Origin of the sequence: Streptomyces sp. NPDC000594 (assembly GCF_040299965.1) — a bacterium.
GTDB lineage: Bacteria > Actinomycetota > Actinomycetes > Streptomycetales > Streptomycetaceae > Streptomyces.
Genome location: NZ_JBEPCY010000008.1, coordinates 185,447 through 207,098, shown reverse-complemented (window position 1 = coordinate 207,098; position 21,652 = coordinate 185,447). Strand labels below are relative to the sequence as shown.

19 protein-coding genes and 1 riboswitch are annotated in these 21,652 nt (G+C 74.0%); of the genes, 9 read left to right on the top strand and 10 right to left on the bottom strand.

All coding sequences use genetic code 11. The features are described 5' to 3' along the window. Window positions 1–7: 7 nt before the first annotated feature. From pknB to thiO, 4 genes are all read right to left on the bottom strand, one after another. Complete coding sequence (pknB, locus tag ABT354_RS14985; protein WP_351493513.1) at window positions 8–1,930, bottom strand: Stk1 family PASTA domain-containing Ser/Thr kinase; 1,923 nt, start codon at window positions 1,928–1,930, stop codon at window positions 8–10. A gap of 195 nt (window positions 1,931–2,125) precedes the next feature. Continuing rightward, window positions 2,126–2,920: a thiazole synthase gene (locus tag ABT354_RS14980; RefSeq protein ID WP_351493511.1), complete on the bottom strand. Its 795-nt coding sequence runs from the start codon at window positions 2,918–2,920 to the stop codon at window positions 2,126–2,128. Between the two features lie 5 nt (window positions 2,921–2,925). After that, a complete protein-coding gene (gene thiS, locus ABT354_RS14975) occupies window positions 2,926–3,186 on the bottom strand; it encodes a sulfur carrier protein ThiS (RefSeq protein ID WP_351493509.1) in 261 nt (86 codons plus the stop codon). Next, entirely contained in the window at window positions 3,183–4,553 is a 1,371-nt protein-coding gene (gene thiO / locus ABT354_RS14970) for a glycine oxidase ThiO (RefSeq protein WP_351493507.1), read from the bottom strand. Before thiO ends, thiS begins: the two co-directional genes overlap by 4 nt. Next, window positions 4,550–4,663: riboswitch (TPP riboswitch) on the bottom strand. (Overlaps the previous gene by 4 nt.) Before the next feature lie 161 nt (window positions 4,664–4,824). On the opposite strand from thiO, the gene ABT354_RS14965 reads away from it, so the two are divergent. From ABT354_RS14965 to ABT354_RS14940, 6 genes are all read left to right on the top strand, one after another. Beyond that, a complete protein-coding gene (locus tag ABT354_RS14965) occupies window positions 4,825–5,163 on the top strand; it encodes an avidin-fold protein (protein WP_351493505.1) in 339 nt (112 codons plus the stop codon). A 204-nt stretch (window positions 5,164–5,367) separates the two neighbouring features. Continuing rightward, window positions 5,368–6,582, top strand: coding sequence for an NAD(P)/FAD-dependent oxidoreductase (locus ABT354_RS14960; RefSeq protein WP_351493679.1), 1,215 nt, complete (start codon window positions 5,368–5,370; stop codon window positions 6,580–6,582). A gap of 237 nt (window positions 6,583–6,819) precedes the next feature. Next, a complete protein-coding gene (locus ABT354_RS14955; RefSeq protein WP_351493503.1) occupies window positions 6,820–7,185 on the top strand; it encodes an Rv2175c family DNA-binding protein in 366 nt (121 codons plus the stop codon). A gap of 185 nt (window positions 7,186–7,370) precedes the next feature. Further along, window positions 7,371–8,039: a thiamine phosphate synthase gene (gene thiE / locus ABT354_RS14950; protein WP_351493501.1), complete on the top strand. Its 669-nt coding sequence runs from the start codon at window positions 7,371–7,373 to the stop codon at window positions 8,037–8,039. 187 nt (window positions 8,040–8,226) lie between these two features. After that, the gene (gene metF, locus ABT354_RS14945; RefSeq protein WP_351493499.1) at window positions 8,227–9,144 is read left to right on the top strand and encodes a methylenetetrahydrofolate reductase [NAD(P)H]; all 918 of its coding nucleotides are present in this window, start codon (window positions 8,227–8,229) and stop codon (window positions 9,142–9,144) included. A gap of 50 nt (window positions 9,145–9,194) precedes the next feature. Then, a complete protein-coding gene (locus ABT354_RS14940; RefSeq protein WP_351493497.1) occupies window positions 9,195–10,061 on the top strand; it encodes a hypothetical protein in 867 nt (288 codons plus the stop codon). Between the two features lie 156 nt (window positions 10,062–10,217). Here the strand turns inward: ABT354_RS14940 and ABT354_RS14935 are convergent, their stop codons facing one another. From ABT354_RS14935 to ABT354_RS14915, 5 genes are all read right to left on the bottom strand, one after another. Next, on the bottom strand, window positions 10,218–11,717 hold the full coding sequence (locus ABT354_RS14935; protein WP_351493494.1) for a phytoene desaturase family protein: 1,500 nt from the start codon (window positions 11,715–11,717) through the stop codon (window positions 10,218–10,220). Window positions 11,718–11,747: 30 nt separating this feature from the next. After that, window positions 11,748–12,389, bottom strand: coding sequence for a DUF4126 domain-containing protein (locus ABT354_RS14930; protein WP_351493492.1), 642 nt, complete (start codon window positions 12,387–12,389; stop codon window positions 11,748–11,750). 440 nt (window positions 12,390–12,829) lie between these two features. Beyond that, window positions 12,830–13,447, bottom strand: a complete 618-nt coding sequence (locus ABT354_RS14925) for a TetR/AcrR family transcriptional regulator (protein ID WP_351493490.1) — start codon at window positions 13,445–13,447, stop codon at window positions 12,830–12,832. A 112-nt stretch (window positions 13,448–13,559) separates the two neighbouring features. Beyond that, a complete protein-coding gene (locus ABT354_RS14920; RefSeq protein ID WP_351493488.1) occupies window positions 13,560–15,626 on the bottom strand; it encodes a YhgE/Pip family protein in 2,067 nt (688 codons plus the stop codon). After that, on the bottom strand, window positions 15,598–16,443 hold the full coding sequence (locus ABT354_RS14915; RefSeq protein ID WP_351493486.1) for an ATP-binding cassette domain-containing protein: 846 nt from the start codon (window positions 16,441–16,443) through the stop codon (window positions 15,598–15,600). Before ABT354_RS14915 ends, ABT354_RS14920 begins: the two co-directional genes overlap by 29 nt. Before the next feature lie 156 nt (window positions 16,444–16,599). Here ABT354_RS14915 and ABT354_RS14910 point away from each other — a divergent pair, with 156 nt between their 5' ends. From ABT354_RS14910 to ABT354_RS14900, 3 genes are all read left to right on the top strand, one after another. Beyond that, window positions 16,600–17,166 (top strand): SAV_6107 family HEPN domain-containing protein, encoded by a 567-nt coding sequence (locus ABT354_RS14910; RefSeq protein ID WP_351493484.1) that lies wholly within the window; start codon window positions 16,600–16,602, stop codon window positions 17,164–17,166. A 278-nt stretch (window positions 17,167–17,444) separates the two neighbouring features. Next, window positions 17,445–18,161 carry a class I SAM-dependent methyltransferase gene (locus tag ABT354_RS14905; protein WP_502983420.1) on the top strand — a complete coding sequence of 239 codons (717 nt, stop codon included), beginning with the start codon at window positions 17,445–17,447 and terminating at the stop codon, window positions 18,159–18,161. Between the two features lie 249 nt (window positions 18,162–18,410). Further along, complete coding sequence (locus tag ABT354_RS14900) at window positions 18,411–18,818, top strand: SCO2097 family morphological protein (RefSeq protein ID WP_351493480.1); 408 nt, start codon at window positions 18,411–18,413, stop codon at window positions 18,816–18,818. 342 nt (window positions 18,819–19,160) lie between these two features. On the opposite strand, the gene ABT354_RS14895 is transcribed toward ABT354_RS14900, so the two are convergent. Beyond that, entirely contained in the window at window positions 19,161–21,578 is a 2,418-nt protein-coding gene (locus ABT354_RS14895) for a transglutaminase TgpA family protein (RefSeq protein ID WP_351493478.1), read from the bottom strand. Window positions 21,579–21,652 lie beyond the last annotated feature (74 nt).

The window sequence follows — 21,652 nt, the reverse complement described above, 5'->3', positions numbered from 1 at the left end:
AGTGGTTCTACAATCCCTTGATCTTGATGGTGACGGTACTGCCCTCGGGGGCGCGGTCGTCCCCGCCGGGGGACTGCGACTCCACGGTGTCGCCGAGGTAGGGGAAGTTCTTCTCGACCTTCACCCGGAAACCGGCGGACTCCAGCTCCTCCTTCGCCCGCTCGGCCCCCCGCCCGGTCACATCCGGGACCGCCGCCGTACGGGGGCCCTTGGACACGGTCAGGGTGATGGTGTCGTCCTCGGCCAGGTCGGAACCGGCCGGGGCCGACTGACGGGCCACCGTCCCCGCCTGCTGCCCGGAGTGCACCCGTCCGGAGGCCATCTCCACCCGGAAGCCCGCGCCCTCCAGCTCCGCCCGCGCCTCCCCGGGCTCGGCGCCGACCACCTCGGGGACCTCGATCGGCGCGCCGTCGCTCACCACCAGGGCCACCGCGGACTCCGGATCGCGCCGCACCCCCGACCCGGGCTCCGTACGGACCACCGAACCCCGCGGCACCGTGGCGCTGAACTCCCGGGACACCTTCCCCGGCGCCAGCCCCACCTTCTCCAGCTCACGCTCGGCCGCCGCCAGCGGCTTCCCCTCCAGCGGGGGCACCCGGACCACCTCGGGCCCGCGCGAGATCACCAGCGCCACCGAACCATTGCCCCGGATGCGCTCGCCCGTCCGGGGCTCCGTGCTCACCACCGTGCCGCGCTCCGCCGCCGCGCTGTACCGCTCCCGTACCGTCCGGACATCCAGCCCGGCACGGTCCAGCTGCCGCCGGGCCTCGCTCTCGCTCTTGCCGATCACCGCCGGGACCCGGGTGAACTGACCGGAGTTGATGTACCAGACACCGGTACCGACACCGAGGACCAGCAGCACCGCGCCCACGATCGCCAGCACGGCGCGCCGGGGCAGTGCGGGACGGAACGGAGGCCGTGCGGGCTCCGGCGGATCGGGCGGCAACGTCAGCCGCGCGGTACGGCCCGGCGCCTCCTCCAGCGGCAGCGGCCGGGCGATGACATCCGTACGCTCCCCGTCGGCGGAGCCCGGCACCCCGGCCCGGTCGGCGCGCGCCCCCGGCGGCACCAGATCCAGCTGATCGTCGCGGAGCGCCGCCCGCGCCGCCTGGACCTCGGCCAGCATCCCCACCGCGTCATGCGGCCGGAGCAGCGGATCGCGCGCGGTGGCCTCCGTCACCAGCTCGTCCAGCTCCACCGCGAGCCCCGGCACGGCGGCGGACGGCGGCGGGACATCCTCGTGCAGATGCCGGTGGAGCACCTGGGCGGCGGTGTCCCCGGTGTGCGGCTTGGCGCCGGTCAGCATCTCGTACAGCACCACACCACAGGCGTAGACATCGGTACGGGTACCGCAGACCCCGTCCTCGATCTGCTCCGGCGCCAGATAGGAGACCGTGCCCAGCAGCGCCCCGGAGGTGTTGGTCTGCGAGCCCACGGCCCGTACCAGACCGAAGTCGGCGACCTTGACCCGGCCGTCGTCCCCGACCAGGACATTCTCCGGCTTGACGTCCCGGTGGACGAAGCCCGCGCGGTGCGCGGCGCCGAGCGCGGCCAGCACCGGCTCCAGGATGTCCAGCGCCGCCCTCGGCCGCAGCGCCCCGCGCTCGCGCAGGATGTCGCGGAGGGTGCACCCGGCGACGTACTCCATCGCCAGATAGACGTACGCGCCGTCCGTGCCCTGGTCGAAGACGCCCACCACATTGGGGTGGGCGAGCCGGGCGACCGACTTGGCCTCCCGGATGAACCGCTGGACGAAGCCGGAGTCGGTGGCGAGCGAGGGATGCATCACCTTGAGCGCCAGCTCGCGGTCGAGCCGGGTGTCGACGGCCCGGTAGACCGTCGCCATACCGCCGACGGCGATCCGCGCGTCGACGCGATAGCGGCCGTCGAGCACCTGCCCGACGAGAGGGTCCTGAAGGGTCGTGTCCACCCCGCGATTCTACGAGCCGCTCCCGGCCCGCCGACCGCGCCGGGCCCGCGGCCGCCCGTACCGGTGCCGAGCTGTGACACCCACCACGGGCCCGGAGGGTGTCACACGGTGGCACCCCCCAGAGGCTCGGAGGGTGCCGGGCCGGGGCACCCGACAGGGGTTCGGACGGCGTCGGGCCGGGGCACCCGCCAGGGCTCAGAAGGCCGGGCGCTCCGGGTCCAGCAGGGCCATCCCGGCGACCGGCGACGACGCCTCGGCGAAGTGCCGGCGCGGGATCCTGCCCGCCCGGTGCGCCAGCCGGCCGCCCTCGACCGCGTGCCGCATCGCCTCCGCCATCAGCGCCGGCTCCTGGGCCCGGGTGACCGCGGACGCCAGCATCACCGCCGCGCACCCCAGCTCCATCGCGAGCGCCGCGTCCGACGCGGTCCCCGCCCCGGCGTCCAGGATCACCGGTACCCGGGCCTGCTCCACGATCAGCTGGAAGTTGTGCGGATTGCGGATGCCCAGACCGGAGCCGATCGGCGACCCCAGCGGCATCACCGCGGCACACCCCACCTCCTGGAGCCGGCGCGCCAGCACCGGGTCGTCATTGGTGTACGGGAGGACCGTGAAGCCGTCGTCCACCAGGGTCTCGGCGGCGTCCAGCAGCTCGATCGGATCGGGCAGCAGGGTGCGCTCGTCCGCGATGACCTCCAGCTTGATCCAGTTGGTCCCCAGCGCCTCCCGCGCCAGCCGCGCGGTCAGCACCGCCTCACCGGCGGTGAAGCACCCCGCCGTATTGGGCAGCACCCGGATGGCCAGCCGCTCCAGCAGCGAGAGGACCGACCCCTGGACCGTCGGGTCGATCCGGCGCATGGCGACCGTGGTCAGCTCGGTGCCGCTGGCGACCAGGGCGTGCTCCAGCACCTCCAGGCTGGGCGCCCCTCCGGTGCCCATGATCAACCGGGAGGTGAAGCCGGTGTCGCCGATGACGAGCCGGTCGTCGGACATCGCGGTCACCCTCCCTGGACGGCGGTCAGGACTTCCACCCGGTCGCCAGCGCCCAGCGGGGTCCGGCCCCAGCTGCCGCGCGGGACGACCGTCTCGTTCACCGCCGCCGCGACCCCGCTGGTGGCGGGGGTGAGCTGGGTGACCAGAGTGTCCAGCGTGGTCCCCGGGGCGAGGGCGCGCCGCTCGCCGTTGACCGAGATCTCCACGACGGCCGTGCCCTCGGTGCTGCTTGCGGTCCCTGTGCTGGGTGGCGGTGGGGTGCTCATACGGGCTGCTCCTGGCGGGGCTGGGGCTGCTGGACCTGCTGGGTCTGCTGGGTCTGCGTCTGCGGCGTTTGCTGTGCTGGATGCGTTTGCTGTGTCTGCTGTGTCTGCTGTGTCTGCCGAGGGGAGTGTGAGGTCTGTGCCGGGCGGGTCCGCTGAGGGGGAACGGCGGAGAAGCGGCGGGGGGTGAAGGGCCGGGCCTCCTCGGGGAGGGCCCCGCCGGTCAGCGCGGCCCCCAGGGCGTCACCGGTGACCGGGGCCAGCAGAACGCCGTTGCGGTGGTGGCCGGTGGCCAGCAGCAGCCCCGGCAGCGCGGTCGCGCCCAGCAGCGGGGCATTGTCCGGGGAGCAGGGCCGCAGCCCGGCGAGGGTCTCGGTGAGCGGCAGCTCGGTGATGCCGGGGAGCAGCTCATGGGCGTCCCGGAGCAGCTCGTAGACCCCGCCCGCGGTGACCGTGGTGTCCCACCCCATCTCCTCGCTGGTCGCGCCGACGACCAGCTCACCGCCGGCCCGGGGCACCAGATAGACCTGGCTGCCGCGGACCATGGCGCGCACCGTCCGGGAGAGCAGCGGCGGAAGGGCGGCGAGGGCGCCGGAACGCCCCCCGGAGCCGGCCGGGGTCAGCGAGAGCCGCAGGACCTGGCCCTTCACCGGCCGGATCGGGACGGCGACCTCCTCCGGCACCCCGGCGAGCCGGCCGCTCAGGCTTCCGGCGGCCAGGACCACCTGTCCGGCGGCCACGGCGGTGCCGTCGGAGAGGACCGCCCCGGTGGCGCGGTCCCCGGCGACCGAGAGCCGCTCGGCGTGGGCGCGGCGGAAGGTCACCCCGGCGCGTTCACAGGCGATGAGCAGAGCCTCGATCAGCAGCCGGGGGTCGACCTGGTGGTCGCCGTCCACCCGCAGACCGCCCCGTACCCCCGGTGCCAGCATCGGTTCCAGCCGGCGGCACTCGCGCCCGGTCAGCCACTCCGAATCCAGTCCGCACCGCTGGTGAAGGGCGTGCAGCTCCCGGAGATGGGCCCGGTCGTCGGTGTCGAGGGCGACGGCGAGGGTGCCACAGGCACGGTGGCCCACCTCGGTCCCGCTCGCCTCCTCCAGCTCGGCGACAAAGCCGGGATAGCGCCGTGCGGAGGCGAGGTTGAGGGCGAGCAACCGCTCCTCGCCGTAGTGGAGTTCGGTGACGGCGGCGAGCATCCCGGCGGCGACCCGGGCCGCCCCGCCGCCCGGCGAGGGATCGGCGACGGTCACCGTCAGCCCGTGCAGCGCGGCTCGCCAGGCGGTGACCAGGCCGATGAGTCCACCGCCGATGACCAGCACATCCGGTGCGGGGCCCGAGGGTGTTCCGTCAGGGGCGCCGGGATTCGATGGCATGGGTGTTCGGCTCCTCCCTTCGCCGGCATGACCCGGATCAGGTTCGTACGGTCGGAGGCCGGCCAGCCTCCCTCTCAGCCCGGTGCGTCCGGGCTCCCGCGAGTGCTTTACGGTGGCCAGCCTAACCCCCGGGCTCCACGGCCGTTAAGTACGGCGTGGTCCGGGCCGGTTCACCGGGTCCGCCGGACGGCGCCCGGCCCGGCGGCGGGGAGGGAGCCATGGCGACGGTCATGGCGCGACGGTCATGGTGGCGAAGGGGCGGTGGACGAGGATGGCAGGCTCGCTCGACGGACGGGTGCTGGTACCCGTGGCGGATCAGGCACCCGGACAGGTGGGGACCGGGACCCGGTTCGTCTACCACGAGGACGGCGGTACGGTCTGGGCCGAGTACACGGGCGGCGATGTGGTCCGGGGCCATCTCATCGGCACCCGTGAGGGCGACCGGATCGACTTCCGCTATGTCCAGCTGCGCACCGACGGCAGCACCGCGTCGGGGCACTGCGTCTCCGCCGTGGTCGAACTGCCGGACGGCCGTCTCCGGCTGGAGGAGAGCTGGGAGTGGGAGTCCCAGGAGGGCCGGGGCACCAGTGTGGTGGAGGAGCCGCGCTGACCGGCCCGGGTTCGTCCGGTGGCGAGCCGGCGGATTCCCTCTGACGTGGTGTCAGGCGCCACTGCGTAAGGTTGACGCGTGACCGAGCAGCGAGAGCAGCCAGAGCAGGCGGACGGTGCGCAGGCGGACGGGGCGCGGACGGCCGGGGCGGGAGCGGCGGCGGACCCCGGGTCCGCTCCCGGGCGGGGCCGGGGGCCGGGGCGCGTGGTCGTCGTCGGCGCGGGCATCGCCGGGGTACAGACCGCCATCGCCCTGCGCGAACAGGGATTCACCGGCCCCGTCACCCTGATCGGGGCCGAGCCCCACCAGCCGTACGACCGGCCGCCGCTCTCCAAGGCGGTCCTGCTCGGCGCCGCCGAGCACTCCGCGTTCGAGGTCGACTTCGAGGGCCGCGACATCGAGCTGCGGCTCGGGGTCACGGTCACCGGGCTCCGCCCCGGGGCCCGGGAGCTGGACACCGCCACCGGGCCCGTCCCGTACGACGCCCTGGTCATCGCCACCGGCGCGGAACCGATCACCCTGCCCGGCACCGGGGACATCCCCGGGGTCCATCTGCTGCGCACCCTCGACGACGCCACCCGGCTGCGGCCCGTCCTGGAGTGCGGGCACTCCCTCGTGGTCGTCGGCGCGGGCTGGATCGGCGCGGAGTTCGCCACCGCCGCCCGCGCGGCCGGGTGCGCGGTCACCGTGGTGGAGGCCGCCGACCGCCCGCTGGCGGGAGCGCTGCCCGCCGAGGTCGCCGCCCCCATGGCCGACTGGTACGCGGAGAGCGGGGCGGAGCTGATCACCGGCGCCCGGGTGGCGGCCGTGGAGCAGGGTGAGGTGGTCCTGGCGGACGGCCGCCGGCTCGCCGCCGAGGCCGTGGTCGTCGGGGTCGGAGCCCGGCCCGCCACCGGCTGGCTCGCCGGATCCGGTGTCACGACGGGACCGGACGGCTCGGTCACCGCCGACGCGTGGCTGCGCACCTCACGGCCCGATGTGTACGCGGTGGGGGACTGCGCCTCCTTCCCCTCGGCCCGCTACGGCCGGCGGCTGCTCGTCCACCACTGGGACAACGCGCTCCAGGGGCCGAAGACCGTCGCCGCCCAGATCATCGCCGCCGACGCCGGGAAGGACACCGGGGCGGCGGGCGGGGTGCCGGCCTATGACCCGGTGCCGTACTTCTGGTCCGAGCAGTTCGGCCGCTTCGTGCAGTACGCGGGGGACCACGGCGGCGCCGACACCCTGCTCTGGCGGGGGCGGCCCGGGGAGGGGCCGTGGACGGTGCTCTGGCTGCGGGACGGTGTACCGACCGCGCTGCTGACCGTCGACAGCCCCCGGGACCTCGCCCAGGGCCGCAAGCTGCTGCTCGCCGGGGCCCGGCTGGACCCCGACCGCGCGGCCGATCCCTCCGTACCCCTGAAGGCGGCCGTCCGCTGAGGCTCCGCCGGGCCCCTGCCTCCCGGGGGCCCGGGTGCGCGCCTCCGGCGGTGCCCGGGGCGTGCGCCTCCGGCGGCCCCGGGGCGCGTTACCTCTGAAGGGCGCGTCCATCCGAACCCCGCGTTCTCCGGCGATACGGCGCTGAACTGCGGCGACACCCCCGGGATGGGTCAGGGGTGCGCCCTGCCCACGGCCCCCCGGCTACCGGCTGTCAGTCCCGGATGGCACGCTTGTCCTGTGACCGAGATTGACGCAAAGACCGATGCTCTCGTCCCTGCCTGGCTGACGCTGCCCGATATCGCGGAGCAGTTCGATGTCGAGGTGACGCGCGTGAGGCAGCTGGTGAAGGAGGGCCAGCTGATCGCCGTGCGCCGCGGGGAGAACAGGGCCCTCCATGTGCCCGCCGCCTTCATCAGCGGAGACAAGGTCGTCAAGGGCCTCTCCGGGACCCTGACGCTCCTGAGGGACGACGGCTTCACCGACGAAGAGATGCTGGAGTGGCTCTTCACTCCCGACCCGACCCTGCCCGGCACCCCCGTGCAGGCCCTCGGGGAGAACCGCGGCACGGAGGTGAAGCGCCGGGCCCAGGCCCTCGCGGTCTGAGCCCCCGGCTTCCGTGCCACCGGGCCCGTCGCGGCCGGTGGCACGGGGCCGCACAGCCGTGGCCGGACCGGTGGGGCGCGACCGCGCGTCGCCGCGCCCGGGCAGTACGTCGTACGGTGTGCGGGCGGAGCCGTGGACCGGCCCGCCCGCACACCGAACGAACCATCCCGGGGGGACACACCAGCATGTCAACGGCGCGCGCCTCGCTCACCGACGCCCGGCTCTACCTCTGCACCGACGCCCGCACCCGCCAGGGCGACCTCCCCGAGTTCCTGGACGCGGTCCTCGGCGCCGGGGTCGACATCGTCCAGCTGCGGGAGAAGGGCCTGGAGGCCGCCGAGGAGCTGGACCGGCTCGCCGTCTTCGCCGACGCCTGCCGCCGCCACGGCAAGCTCCTCGCGGTGAACGACCGCGCGGACATCGCGCACGCCATCGGCTCCGATGTGCTCCATCTGGGCCAGGGCGATCTGCCGGTCCCCGCCGCGCGGGCGATCGTCGGCCCGGCCCCGCTCATCGGGCGCTCCACCCACAGCCCCGCCGAGGCGGCCGCCGCGGCCGTCGAGCCCGGTGTGGACTACTTCTGCGTCGGCCCCTGCTGGCCCACCCCCACCAAGCCCGGCCGGGCGGCACCCGGCCTCGACCTCGTCCGCGCCACCGCCGCGCTCGCGACCGGCCGGCCCTGGTTCGCCATCGGCGGGATCGACCACGCGAGGCTGGACGAGGTGCTGGAGGCCGGGGCCCGCCGGATCGTCGTGGTCCGGGCGATCACCGAGGCCGACGACCCCGCCGCCGCGACCGCCGCGCTCAGCGCCCGGCTGCGCGCCCTGCCGCTGCCCGGCGACCCCCGGGCGTGACGCCCGGGAGTGAGCGCACCCGGCGCCCTCCCCCGGCATGGGCGCTCCCGGTCCGGGTGAGAGGGCTGCGACCTGGTGTGATGCCCATGCCCGGCGCTACGACGTGATCACGCCATTCATGAGCATCCGCTGTCCGATGGGTGGACTTCGGTTTGGGCGCTCCGGCCAGGCTGTATAGCCTGCGTTCATGGCTCTTGGAACCCCCTCGACCAGGACAGATCGCGCACGGACCGTGCGCGAGTTGCTGGCGACCGGCAGGACGACCCACTCCTTCGAGTTCTGGGCCCCCAAGACCGAGAAAGGCGAGCGCAACCTCTGGAACGCGCTGCGCAGGGTCGAGGCCGTGGCACCGAGCTTTGTCTCGGTCACCTACGGGGCCGGCGGTTCCACCCGTGCGGGCACGGTCCGTGCCACCGAGCAGATCGCCTCGGACACCACCCTGACGCCCGTCGCCCATCTCACCGCGGTCAACCACTCCATCGCCGAGCTGCGCAATATGATCGGCCAGTACGCCGACGCCGGGATCCGCAATATCCTCGCGGTCCGGGGCGACCCGCCCGGCGACCCGATGGCCGAGTGGATCAAGCACCCCGAGGGCGTGCGGTACGCGGCCGACCTGGTCCGTCTCATCAAGGAGTCCGGCGACTTCTGCGTCGGGGTGGCCGCCTTCCCCGAGATGCATCCGCGCTCCACCGACTGGGACACCGACATCCGGCACTTCGTCGAGAAGTGCCGGGCGGGCGCCGACTACGCCATCACCCAGATGTTCTTCCAGCCCCAGGACTATCTGCGGCTGCGCGACCGGGTCACCGCGGCGGGGTGCGACACCCCGATCATTCCCGAGATCATGCCGATCACCAGCGTCAAGCAGCTCGAACGCTTCGCCCAGCTGAGCAATGCCCGGGTACCGGAGGAGCTGAAAGAACGGATCCTCCGCGTCGAGGACGATCCCGCCGCTGTACGCTCGTTGGGAATCGAGTTCGCGACCGAGTTCTGTGCGGAGCTGCTCGCCGAGGGTGTTCCCGGGCTGCACTTCATCACGCTCAACAACTCCACTGCGACACTGGAGATATACGAGAATCTCGGGCTGCACCAGCAGCCCTGATCGGCCATGACCGCCCCGTCCGGGGCGGGGGCCGAGGGAGAGGGGCGGGCATGGGCTGGACGGTCCTCTACATCGCGTTCGGCGCTGTCGCGCTGTGGCTGCTGGGCGAAGTGCTGTTGCAGTACAAGGCACGGCTGCGCTGGCGGCTGCTGGCCTTCGGCGGATTCCTGGGCGTCGTCATCGGTGTCCTGCTCTCCTCCGTGGTGGTCATCGGACTCGGCGCCATCGCCTTCGCCGCCGGACAGACCTGTGTGACGCTCTCCTTCCGCAAGGGCTTCTCGACCGGCTGGGCGCTGGGCGGGCGGCCCGGCGCCAGCCGCCGCCGCAGGGCGGGCAAGGACGCACCGGGCGAGCCCGGCGCCTCCCGGCTGCCCGGCCTTGAGGTCTCCGACCTGGCGGAGGAGACCGCGGTGATGGACGCCGCCGTGCCGGACCCGGTCTACCGGCCGGAGCCGATGCCCGACGACACCCATGGCTATGGCGTCTACACCGGCGGCTTCGACGCCCCCGGCACCGAACCGGGCGAGCCCGCCCCCGGAAGCGGCCACGCCCCCCTGGGCGACGACTTCCCCCCGTACGACCCGTACCCGGGCCAGGTGCCCGACCACGGTGTCCCGGTGGGCCATGGGGCCCCGGCCGCGGCCTACGATCTGCCGCCGGAGACCCAGCAGTTCCCCGCGTACACCGACCCCTTCGCCGGTGCGCAGCCGTATCCGAACCCCTTCGACGGCAACGACAGCTTCGGCAACGCCCAGCCGTACGAACCGGACCCGTACTACGCCCAGCAGGCCTATCTCAACGACACTCCCCCCGGTGGTGTCTGGGTGCCCCAGCAGCGGGAGACCGATCCGCCGCAGCCCCCCGCCTTCGACTACGACTACGACCAGGGCCCGAACGAGCAGCAGTACCGCCACTGACCGCTGCCGCGACCGTCACTGACCGGCGCCGGGCCGGTGGGTCGAGGCGCCGGTCCGGCCGTCCGGCGGAGGGGCGCCCGTGCGGCCGGGTGGTCGCGCGGGCCGTACGGCCGGGAGAGCCGTGCGTACGGTCGGGTGGGCCGTACGGTCGGGCGCCTACTGGGAGCCCCGGAAGTCGGCCCCCTCCACGATCAGCCCCGCCACCAGGGCGCCCGACATCCCGGAATGGGCGAGCCCGCCGCCCGGGTGGGCCCCGCCGCCGACCAGATGGAGCCCCGGCAGCCGGGTGGTGTTCGCCGGGTGGAGATGACGGCCGCCGGGCCCGGCGAGCGCGGGCGCGGATATCCGACCGGTCTCGGCGGGCGTCAGCACCTCCCGCCACAGCAGCCGCTCCCGCAGCTCCGCGATGCTCCCGCCGAGGGCCGGGGCCGCCGCCTCCACCAGTACCTCGGCACACCGCTCCCGCAGTGCCTCGTCGGACCAGTCGACCCCGGAGCCGGGGCCCGCGACCGTCGCCGAGACCGTGACCGCCTCGTGCCCGCCGTCGGGACGGGTCCGCGGGTCGTCCGGGCGGAGCACCGTGACCGTGGGCCGCCCGGCGATCCGCCCGCCGAAGACGGCCGCCGCCTCCTCGCCGGTGTCGGGGGAGTGGACCACCGTACGGTGGACCGCCGACGCGGGGCGCTCCCCCCGCAGCGCCAGCAGCACCGTGAACCGGCCGGGCGCCGAGGCGTCCCCGGTGCGCGCCCGGGGGCGGACATCGCCCTCGGCCCACAGCTCCCGCCCGGTCAGCCGGTCCGCGTCGACGCCCGCCACCACATGGTCGGCCGCCACGATCGCGCCCCCGGCCAGCTCGACGCCGGTGGCCCGGCCGTCCTTCTCCACCACCGAGACCACCTCGGTCCCGAGGACGAACTCCACCCGCCGGGCCACACACCGGTCGTGCACCGCGCGGGCCAGCTCCCGCAGCCCGCCCGCCACGTACCAGCTGCCGAAGGTCTGCTCCATATAGGGCAGCAGCGCGGCGCTCGCGGGAGCCTCGCGGGGATCGAGCCCGTACCCCAGGGCGTATCCCTCCAGCAGGGTGGCGAGACGGGGGTCGGCCAGCTCCCACGCGCCGACCTCGGCCACGGTGGACGCCTGCCGGGTGCGCAGCAGACGCCGCTGCCGGGGGGCGGGATAGGGGTCGCGCTCCAGCCGGTGCCAGTCGGCCCAGAGGGGCTCCTCCAGCAACGGCCGCCGTGAACGGTCCCAGGCGTCCCGGGCGCGGCCCAGGAAGTCGCCCCAGCGCTCGCCCGCGCCGCCGCCGAGGGCCGCCTCCAGCGCCGAGACGATCCCCGCCCGGGAGGCGTTGGGCAGGGTGACCCCGGTGCCGTCGGCGAAGAGATGCCGGCTCGACGGGTCGACCTGGACCAGGGAGACGCACTTCTCCAGGGGCTCCCGGCCCGTCTTCAGAAAGAGATCCCGCCAGACGGCGGGCAGATGCAGCAGACCGGGGCCGGTGTCGAAGACAAAGCCGTCGCGCTCGAAGGCGCCCACCGAGCCGCCGTACGTCGCCGTACGCTCGTACACCGTCACCCGGTGGCCTGCCACGGCCAGCCGGGCGGCGGCAGCCATCGCGCCCATCCCGGCGCCGATCACCGCAATCCGTGCCATGGCGAAAACTCTAGCGACCGGGACTGACAGTCACGGCGGGGGTGGGTCCCCGGGGTTCGGTGGCTCGTCCCGGAGAACGGCCTCGGCCAGGTGTTTCTCCTCGCGCAGCTGGGCACGGCGCCGCCGGTACCGCCGGATCCGGGTCGCGAGCAGCGCCACCACGACGATCCCGAGGGCCAGCAGCACCGCGGCGATCACCGCCGCCGCCAGCGGGTGGAACATCGCGAAGGTGAGGACCCCGGCGACGCCCAGGTCCTCCGCCGTGCTCACCCCGATATTGCTGAAGGGCTCCGGTGAGGTGTTGACCGCCATCCGGGTGCCGGCCTTGACGAGATGGCTGGTGAGCGCGGTGGTCCCGCCCACCGCGCCGGCCGCCAGCTCCGGCAGTGAACCGGACTCCCCGGCCAGCAGCGCCGCGATCACCGCCCCCGCGACCGGCCGGATCACGGTATGGACCGAGTCCCACGCGGAGTCGATGTACGGGATCTTGTCGGCGACCGCCTCACAGAGGAAGAGCACCCCGGCGACGATCAGGACATCGGTGCGCTGGAGCGCCTCGGGCACCTCGTCCGTCAGGCCGGTGGCACCGAAGACACCCAGCAGCAGAACGACGGCGTACGCGTTGATCCCGCTGGCCCAGCCGCTGGTGAAGACGAGAGGGAGTACGGACACGGAGGTGATCGTAACCACCCGGGAGGGCGGGGGCATGGGCATCCGCGCCCAGGAGTGAGTACCTGTACCTAGGTGGCGAGATGAGTAGCGGCACGGATGGGTGCCGGGCCCTGCGGACGACACAGTGGAGTCCACCGAAGGGGCCGCGGCGCCGGTACCGCCGACACGGGGTGGCGGAACGGCGTACGGACCCCCGAGGTGACACGGGGGAAGACCCGGTGGCCCGGGGAACCGGGTGCCGGGAGCATCGGGGGACGACCGCACGGGGGAAATCGGGGGAGCAGGGGAAACACGGGGGAAGGCACGGGGGACCGGAAGGTGCCGGTCCGGCGACGACTCGGGGGGATCGAGTCACGCCGGACCGGCACCTTTCCCGTATGCCCGTATGCCCGTATGCCCGTATGCCCGTATGCCCCTACAGCTGTGCCCCGTGCGGGGTCTCAGCGACCGCTCACCCGCCCGTGCAGCAGCCGGGAGAGCGCCGCGTGCACATCGTCCAGGGACCGTTCCCGCTGGAAGGACTGCCAGTCCAGCGCCGCCACCAGCACCATGCCCACCAGCGCGGCGGCGGTGAGCGGGATGTCGATCTCCTCGCTCAGCTCGTCGTTCTCCACCGCCTCCCGCAGCACGGTCTCGACCACCGCCACCGCCTGCTGGCGTACCACCAGGAGGGTGGACTGCCAGGCGCGGTTGGTCCGCCACAGCTCGGCGACGAACAGCTGGGTGAAGGCGGGGTAGCGGTCGATGAAGACCAGACCGGCCCTGATCATCGCGTCCAGGGCCGCGACCTTGGTGCCGCCGTGCCGCGCCGTCTCGTCGGCGGCCTCCTGGAGCGAGGAGGTCAGCAGGCCGACGCCGTACCGCAGCAACTCCTCGAACAGCTCCGTCTTGCTCTTGAAGTTGTAGTAGACCGTGCCCTTGGCCACCCCCGCGCGCTCGGCGATCTCGTCCACCGTGGTCGCCGAGAAACCCTGCTCGGCGATGAGCGTCACCGCCGCCTCGTAGAGCTTGGCCCGGGTCGCCCTGCGTCTGGTGCTGGTGCTGTCCGTCGCGTCCATGGTGTCGATTCTCACAGGTCTCAGGGGTTTGCCGAAGCCGGTTCCGTTCAAGGGAGGCAGGCAGGGGACAGACGGGGGGAGGCCCCGGGCCGCGGTGGGCCCGGGGCGGTCCTCACAGGCTCAGCTCGGGGTGGAGCCGGTCGAAGCTCCACACCTGCTTGCGCCGGGCGGTGAGCGCGGTGAGCGCCAGCGCGCCCGCGGTGAAGGCGAGCAGGACCACGCTCGCCTGCCACACCGGGTCGAGCCCGCCGCCGCTGATCAGCCTGCGCAGCGCCTCCACCACGTAGGTCATCGGCAGGAAGGGGTGGATCGCGTTGAAGAAGCCGGGGCTGGTCTGTACCGGGTAGGTGCCGCCGGCCGAGGTCAGCTGGAGCATGAGCACCGCGAGGACCAGGATCCGCCCGGCCGCCCCGAAGCGGGCGTTCAGCCACTGGATGATGGCGGCGAAACAGCCGATGGCGAGGGCGAGGAAGCCCACCGTCCCCGCCGCGTGCTCCAGCTGGAGCCCCAGTGACCAGTGGAGTACCGCCATCAGCGCGCCGACCTGCACCAGCCCGATGGCGAGCACCGGCAGCCAGCCCGCCAGCGCGATCCGCCACGCGGAGGCGCCCGCGGCGAGCGCCCGCCGGTTCATCGGCTGAATGATCATGTAGGCGACCATCGCGCCGACCCAGAGGGAGAGCGGGATGAAGTACGGGGCGAAGCCGGTGCCGTAGTTGGCGGCCTGGTTGAGGGTGGTGCTGGCCAGCTTCACCGGGTCGGCCATCACCTCCGTACGCCGGTCGCGGTCCTTCTCGTCGTAGTCGGGGATCTTCGCCGCCCCGTCGTGGAGGCCGCCCGCCAGGTCGGCCGAGCCGTCGACGAGCTTGAACAGCCCGCCGTCCAGGTCCCCCGCGCCCTGCTTGAGCCGGGCCACCCCGCTGTCGATCTCGGTGGAGCCGGTCCGGGCGCCGCTCAGACCGGTGTGCAGCTCGGTCAGGCCCCGGGAGACCGCCTGGGCGCCGTTGCTCAGCGCGTTGATCCGCTCGACCTCGGTGGCCAGCTCCTTCTCCAGGTCGGGGCCGCGCTCGGCCAGGCCCTCGACCCGTTCGCGGAGCCCGGCGAGCGAGCTGTCGATGCTCTTCAGGCTCGCGGCGTTCTCCTGGGCCGCCTCCCCGGCGGACCGGGTGGTCTCCACCGCGCCGCCCAGCGCGGTCCGGGCGCGCTCCAGGGCGGGGCAGACGGGGTCGGGCTCGGCGGCGTCGGCGGCGCAGCGCTCCGTGTGGACCCGGGTCAGCTCGTCCGCCGCCTCCTTGGTCCGGGTGGCGGCGGCGGGTGCGGCGGCGGCCTGTTCCGTCAGCCGGTCGCGCAGGGCCTGGGAGATGTCCTCCACGGGCTTGCCCGGGTCCTTGAGGTAGGGGCTGATCCTCTCGTGATAGCCGTTGATCCGGTCGGAGAGGGTCCTGGTGCCCTCCGCCACCTGGCGGCCGCCGCTCTCCAGGGTGCCCGCCGCTTCGGTCAGCCGGGTCAGACCGCCCGTCAGCTTCCCGGTGTTGTCCTTGGCGCTCGTGAGCCCGTCGGCGAGGTTCTTGGAGCCCTCCTTGGCGTCACCGATACCGCCCTTGAGGTCGTCGGCGCCCTTGGCCGCCTTCTCGGTGGCCTCGTGCAGGTCGGAGAAGGAGATGAAGATCCGGTCCAGGAAGGAGCGGGACGCCTTGGTCGAGGCGGCGGTGCGGACCTCGGCGAAGACCGTCCGGGAGACCTGGCCGACGATGTAGTTGTTGGCGTCGTTGGTGCGTACCTGGAGCGCGCCCGTCTCGGGGGAGTCGCCCGAGCTGGAGGAGACGCGTGAGCTGAAGTCCTCGGGCATGGTGAGCGAGAGGTAGTACGAACCCTTCTCGACGCCCTCGCGCGCCTCGGCCGCGCTCACCTCGTGCCAGTCGAAGACATCGCTGTCGCGGAGGTTCCGGGCGATCTCGTCACCGGCGGTGACCTTCTCGCCCTCGGCGGTGGCGCCCTTGTCCTCGTTGACGAGGGCGACGGGGATGCGGTCGAGGCGGCCGTACGGGTCCCAGAAGGACCACAGGTACAGGGCTCCGTAGAGCAGGGGCAGCAGGACGATCGCGACGACGGCGGCCCGGGGCAGCCTGCCCCGGCCGAACCGCTTCAGCTCAAGCGCGGCGAGTCTCGGCGAGCGCATCGGCCTTCTCCCCCTGGTGGTGTGCGGCGGCCTGTCCGGCGGCCGTCTCGTCGGTTGCTGCGGTTGCTGCGGTGGTGCTGGTGGTGCCGGTGAGGGGTGCGGTCCGCGGGGGCCGGGTGTCGCCGGTGCTCAGGGTGCGGACGACGACGGCCCCTCGGGGCGCCTGGCTGCACACCGCCAGTACGGTGGTGCCCCCCTCGGCCAGGGAGCGCAGCAGCTCCCATGCCTCGGCCCGTTCGGGGTCGGAGAGCTTCAGATCCGCGTCGTCGACGGCGATCAGACGGGGCCGGCCGATCAGCGCGAGGGCGAGGGAGAGCCGCAGGGTCTCCATCCGCTCCAGCGCGCGTACCGGCGTACGGTCCCCCCGGGGCAGCGTGTCGGGGTCGAGCCCGACGGCGTCCAGCGCCTCCCGGACCCGGGCGCGTGCCTCGGCGCGGGCGGCGCGGGGGCGGAGCAGGGCGCTCGGCGAGATCCCGAAGCGGCGCTGGAGCAGGGCCCGTTCCCGCAGATGCTCGGCGACGGTCAGGGCCGGGTCGAGTTCGCTGACGGAGGGGACGGGGCCCAGCGCGGAGAACCTCCGCACGGCCGCCATCCGGCGCGGCAGCGGAAGCCCGCCGACCTCGCAGCGGCCCTCGGTGGGGCGCATCCGCCCGGTGAGGGCGAGCAGCAGACAGGTGCGGCCGGAGCCGGAGGCCCCCTCGACCGCGATGAGCGAACCGGGGGCGGCGTCGAGATCGATCGAGCGGAAGGCCCAGCCGCGCGGGCCCTTGAGCCCGAACCCCTCGGCGATGACGGCCGCCCCGTGCGGGCTGTCCACGTTCCCCTCCCGTTTTTGCACTGACTGGTCAGTGCAAAAGGTAGCGACGGCCTGGGCGTTGTGGCAAAACCGCAGGTCAGCGCGGATTGTCAGTGGTGGGCCTCACGATGGACACATACGGCCACAGTGCCGTCACACGACGACAGGAGGTTCGTCATGGCCAGCAAGAACACGCCGTCCCCGCACGGCCGTCGTGCCACCGGCCCTGTCCCCTCACTGACCGGGCCGGCGGGCGATGTCCACCCCGTCGCGCGGCGCGCGTCGGCGCCGCCCGCGGCCCTCGATCTGCTCGCCCAGGCCCGTGCCGGTCTCGCCGAGGCCGCCGCCCTGTCCACGCCCAACGAGCGGTACGCCACCGCCCATCTCGCCGCCATCCGCACCGCCGCGGCCGTCCTCGCCGCCCGGGGGTACCCCGACGGCCCCACCGCACCGGGTGGCGGGACCCCGGTGCGCCGGGGCCGCCGGGCCGCGATCCGCAGCGCCTGGGAGCTGCTCTCGGAGAGCGCCCCCGAGCTGTCCGAGTGGAGTACCCGCTTCGCCTCGGGCGCCCCGCGCCGGGCCCGTGCCGAGGCCGGTATAGCGGGCGCGGCGAGCAGCCGCGACGCCGAGGAGCTGCTGCGGGACGCGGCGATGTTCCTCCGGCTGGTGGAGCGCATGCTGGTCCTCCGGCCCGCCCTGCCCCGGCCACGGGGCCGGCACCCGGAGACGGAGGACGCTATGTGACCCGAGGCGGCTCCGCCGTGCGCCGTCCCCGCCGGAGCCGCGCTCGCGGGCTTCCGGCCGGTCGGAGCGGGGGAGCGGGTGGGGAAGACGGAGGCAATAGGGTGGGTGGGTCCGCCCCGGCGGCCCGGGGCGCACCCGTCCCGCCGCCGACCACCGTCCGCCCCGTCCGCGTCCGCGCTGGCCGGGGCGTCCCGCCCGAGGAGTCAACTGCCGTGCCGGACCCGTCCGCCCGCGGGGCCACCCCGCCGCGCCCGCCCCGTGCCTCCCTGCGCACCTCCGTGGTCTGGGAGGTCCTCCAGGACGCCCTGGACCGCCGGGTCAAGGCGACAGGGCGGGACAGCCTGGACATCCTCGACACCGGCGGCGGCAGCGGCTCCTTCGCCGTGCCGGTCGCCCAGCTCGGCCACCGGGTGACCGTGGTCGACCCCAGCCCCAACGCCCTCTTCGCGCTGGAGCGCCGGGCCGCCGAGGCCGCCGTCGCCGAGCGGGTCCGCGGGGTGCAGGGCGATGTCCACGGCCTCTTCGAGGTCGTGGAGCGCGGTGGCTTCGACGCGGTGCTCTGCCATGGGGTCCTGGAGTACGTGGACGACCCCGCCGAAGGGCTGCGGAACGCGGTCGCGGCGCTCCGCCCCGGCGGCGCGGTCAGCCTGCTCGCGGCCGGGCTCGGCGGCGCCGTGCTCGCCCGTGCCCTCGCCGGACACTTCACCGAGGCCCGCCAAGCGCTCACCGACCCGGCCGGGCGCTGGGGCGGGGCCGACCCGGTGCCCCGCCGCTTCACCGCCGACCAGCTCACCGAGCTGGCCGCCGGGGCGGGTGTCGAGGTCGGTGCCGTGCACGGGGTGCGGGTCTTCGCCGATCTGGTGCCCGGAGCCCTGGTGGACACCGAGCCGGGCGCCCTGGACGCGCTGCTCCGGCTGGAGGCCGCCGCCGCCGAGCTGCCCGCCTTCCACTCCGTCGCCGCCCAGCTGCACATTCTCGGCGAGAAGCGCGGCTGATCAGCGACGCAGCCGCAGATGGAGTACGCCACAGACCCCCCGGACGGGTCGTGCGCCCCGTATGATCGAGGGACAGCATCCGGCATGACGGATCGGAGGTTGGGGAATCTACGCCTCAGCGACCAAGCCGCCGTGGCGGCCGGGAGTGGCGAAACTGGCGTAGAGGGCGGGTTTCACGGGGGCGATTCCCTGCCTATCCTGAAAGGGCCGCATACGGTCGCCTCCGCGGCCGACGACTAGGAGGACTCCGTGCCGCTCTCGGAGCACGAGCAGCGAATGCTTGAGCAGATGGAGCGAGCGCTGTACGCCGAAGATCCCAAATTCGCGACAGCGCTTGAGGGAAGCGGGCTGCGTACGTACACCCGGCGACGGGTCTACCAAGCGGTTGCCGGCTTCCTGGTGGGTATCGCGCTCCTGATGGCCGGAATGGTCTCACAGCTGGTCTGGGTCAGTGTCGTGGGCTTCCTGGTCATGCTGGGTTGTGCGGTGCTCGCGGTCACCGGCTGGCGCAAGGCGCCCAAGCCCGGTGAGCAGCAGGCCCTGGGTGATGTCACGGGAGCCCCCCGGTCGCACCCCCGTCAGTCGCGTCAGCGCAGGTCCGTGATGGACCGGATCGAGCAGCGGTGGCAGCGCCGCCGCGACGAGCAGGGTCACTGAGGCCCTCCCCACAGCACAGGCGCCCGGAGGGGTGAGACGGTCCGGTTGATACGGACACTCCCCACCGCCGGGCGCTTCGGCATGTCCGCCGTCACCGGTCGCGGCCCCCGCGCTGCCCTGGGTGACCGGTCCGTGCCGACGGCCCCGGGATTCCGCCGGGCCCCCGGACGACCGCCCCGATCCGGGCCGCCCGTCCTGATCCGTCCCGATACCGGGCCGTCCCGTACTGATCCGTCGCGATACCGGTCCGGCTCGTCCCGGTCCGACCCGCCTGATCCGGCCCGTCCGTCCTGAATCGGCCCTGTGGCCCGTGTGCCCCCGGGGGGCACACGGGCCCGGGTGTCAGCCCCCCTGGCGGGAGGGACGGCTCCGCAGGGCCGTCCAGCGCTCCTGGAGACGGCTTCTGCCGCGGTCCAGGAAGCCGCTCCACGCCGCTGACGCCTCCCACACCACACGAACGGTGGAACGGGGCAGCAGCAGCGCCCTCAGCCGGGTGCCGCGCTCCGCCCCGGCGCGCAGCCCCTCCCGTATCCGGCGGACATCCTCGGTGAGCCCGCCGGCGGGCTGCGGCCGGGGTGCGTACAGCACCTCCTCGACCGCCGTGGCGGCCCGGTGCGCGGCCTGCGCCGCGGCTCCCTCCAGCTTCCCCAGCAGGATCATCCGCTCCGCCGTCCCGCGCGGTGTCAGGGAGCCGTCCGGCGGGATGCCGTGGTCCCAGGCGGTGTCGGTGATCTCCAGCCAGGCGGCCAGGGTCCGGGCCCCGCTCTCCTCCTCGGTCCGCCCCCGTCCGCCCAGCCGGCGGGCGGTGATCCGCAGCCGCAGCAGCAGCGGGGCCAGGGGGAGCACCACCGCTGCCAGCGCCCCGAGCGCGATCAGCAGCACCGTCCCCAGGGAGCCACCGGTCTGCTCCGGGGTGTCGGTGGCCGTGGCGGCGGTCTCGCACTCACCGGCCCGCCGCAGCTCCGGCGGGCAGCTGTCGGACGCCGTCGGAGCCGTCACCGGGGCGTCGGAGGCGTTCTCCGTGGGGGTGGCGGGGGCGCTGGGAGCGCCGCTCACCGTGTCCTGCACGGTGTAGGGGGGCTCGGTGCCCCGGCTCGGGGTGGGCTCGAACCGGGTCCAGCCGACCCCCTGGAAGTACAGCTCGGGCCAGGCATGGGCGTCCCGCTGCCGGACCGTCACGCTCTTGTCGGCCCCCACCGTGCCCGGGGTGAAGCCGATCGCCACCCGTGCCGGGATGCCCAGCGTCCGGGCCATCGCCGCCATGGTGAAGGAGAAGTGGACGCAGAAGCCCTCCTTGTTCTCCAGGAAGCGGGCTATCGCCCGCACCCCGGTGCCGGAGTCCACCTGGGTGTCATAGGTGAAGCCGCCGTCATCGGTGAACCACCGCTGGAGCAGCACCGCGCGCTCATGGTCATTGGTGGCGCCCCGGGTGATCCGCAGCGCGGTCTCCCGCACCACGTCGGGCAGGTCGTCCGGTACCCGGGTGTATTCGCGCCGCAGCTCCTCGGGGGCGGGCGGCGCCTCGGCGAGCTGCTTCTCGGTGGGCCGCACCGCCAGGCTGGTGACCTCGTAGACCGAGCCGCCGGTGTTCTCGCCCCGTTCGGCCACCACGGTCCGCCCGGTCGGCTCGAACCGCCACCGGCCGCTGATGGAGACCTGGGTCGCCGGATAGGGCATGGGCAGCCAGCTCTGCTGGTAGTAGTCGGCGGCGGAGATGCTGGTGCGCACCTCCTTCGCCGAGATCCGCGGATCCAGGCCCGCCGGCTGCGGCAGCGGATCCTCCAGCTCGACGACCCCCCGCTCCGAGGACTGCCAGCTCGACCCGTCGAACCGGTCCAGTGCGACGATCCGCAGATAGAGGTCGTCGGTGTCCTCCGCGTTGGTGACATAGCGGAGCACCGGGCGGTTGGTCGGCTGGTTGAGGTTGTCCTGGAGGGAGACCAGCGGGTTCACCGCGGAGATGGTGCCGCCTCCGCCGCCGCCCCCGGATCCCTCCCCGGAGCCCAGCCCGGTGAGCAGGCCGCCGTCCATCGCGGGCAGCGCGGCGGGCACCACCAGCGCCACCCCGAGTGCCACCACACCGATCCGGCGCCCGGTGCGCAGGGTGGCCCTCGGGGCACGGCCCCCGGGCTCGAACGCCTTCGCCCCGCGTGCCGCGGGATCGGGGGTGGTGAAGATCCGCCCCCACTGGGAGAGCCGGTCTCGGCCCTCGGCCAGCAACAGCAGCAGATAGCCGCAGGCGGCGACGAGGAACCAGAGCCAGCTGGCCTCGCCCCCCGCGAGCCCGGCGGCCACCGAGTAGAGCGCCAGCAGCGGCAGCCCGGCGGGGGCGGCGCTGCGGAAGGTGACCGCGACGGTGTCCACCAGCAGACCGATGGCCAGCACACCGCCGACCACCATCAGCCCGATGCCGTCGGTCGTCGGGGCGGGTATCGCGTAGCGATTGACGTCCTCGCCGCCGGTGGCCAGCAGATCGCCGAAGTGGCCGAAGGTCTCCGGCACCGGGATCACCCCGAGCAGTGCGTGCTCCCGGGCGAAGACCCAGGTCAGCAGTGCCAGACCGGTGATCGCCTGGACCAGCATGGTCAGCGGGCGGGCCAGTGGCACCCGCCGTGCCAGCGCTCCCGCCCCGCTCTGGAGACCCAGCAGCAGGGCCGACTGCACCATCCAGCCGACGCTCTGCAACAGCGGGAGCAGCGCACTCGCCGCCATGAGTGTGGCGGCGTACGCGCACAGCGCCAGCCGTCCCCGACCGCTCATCACTCCGGCCCCCCGTCCGCTCCGTGCGGCTCGTCCGCTCTGTTCACGCTCATCCGCCTCATGACCGGCCGCAT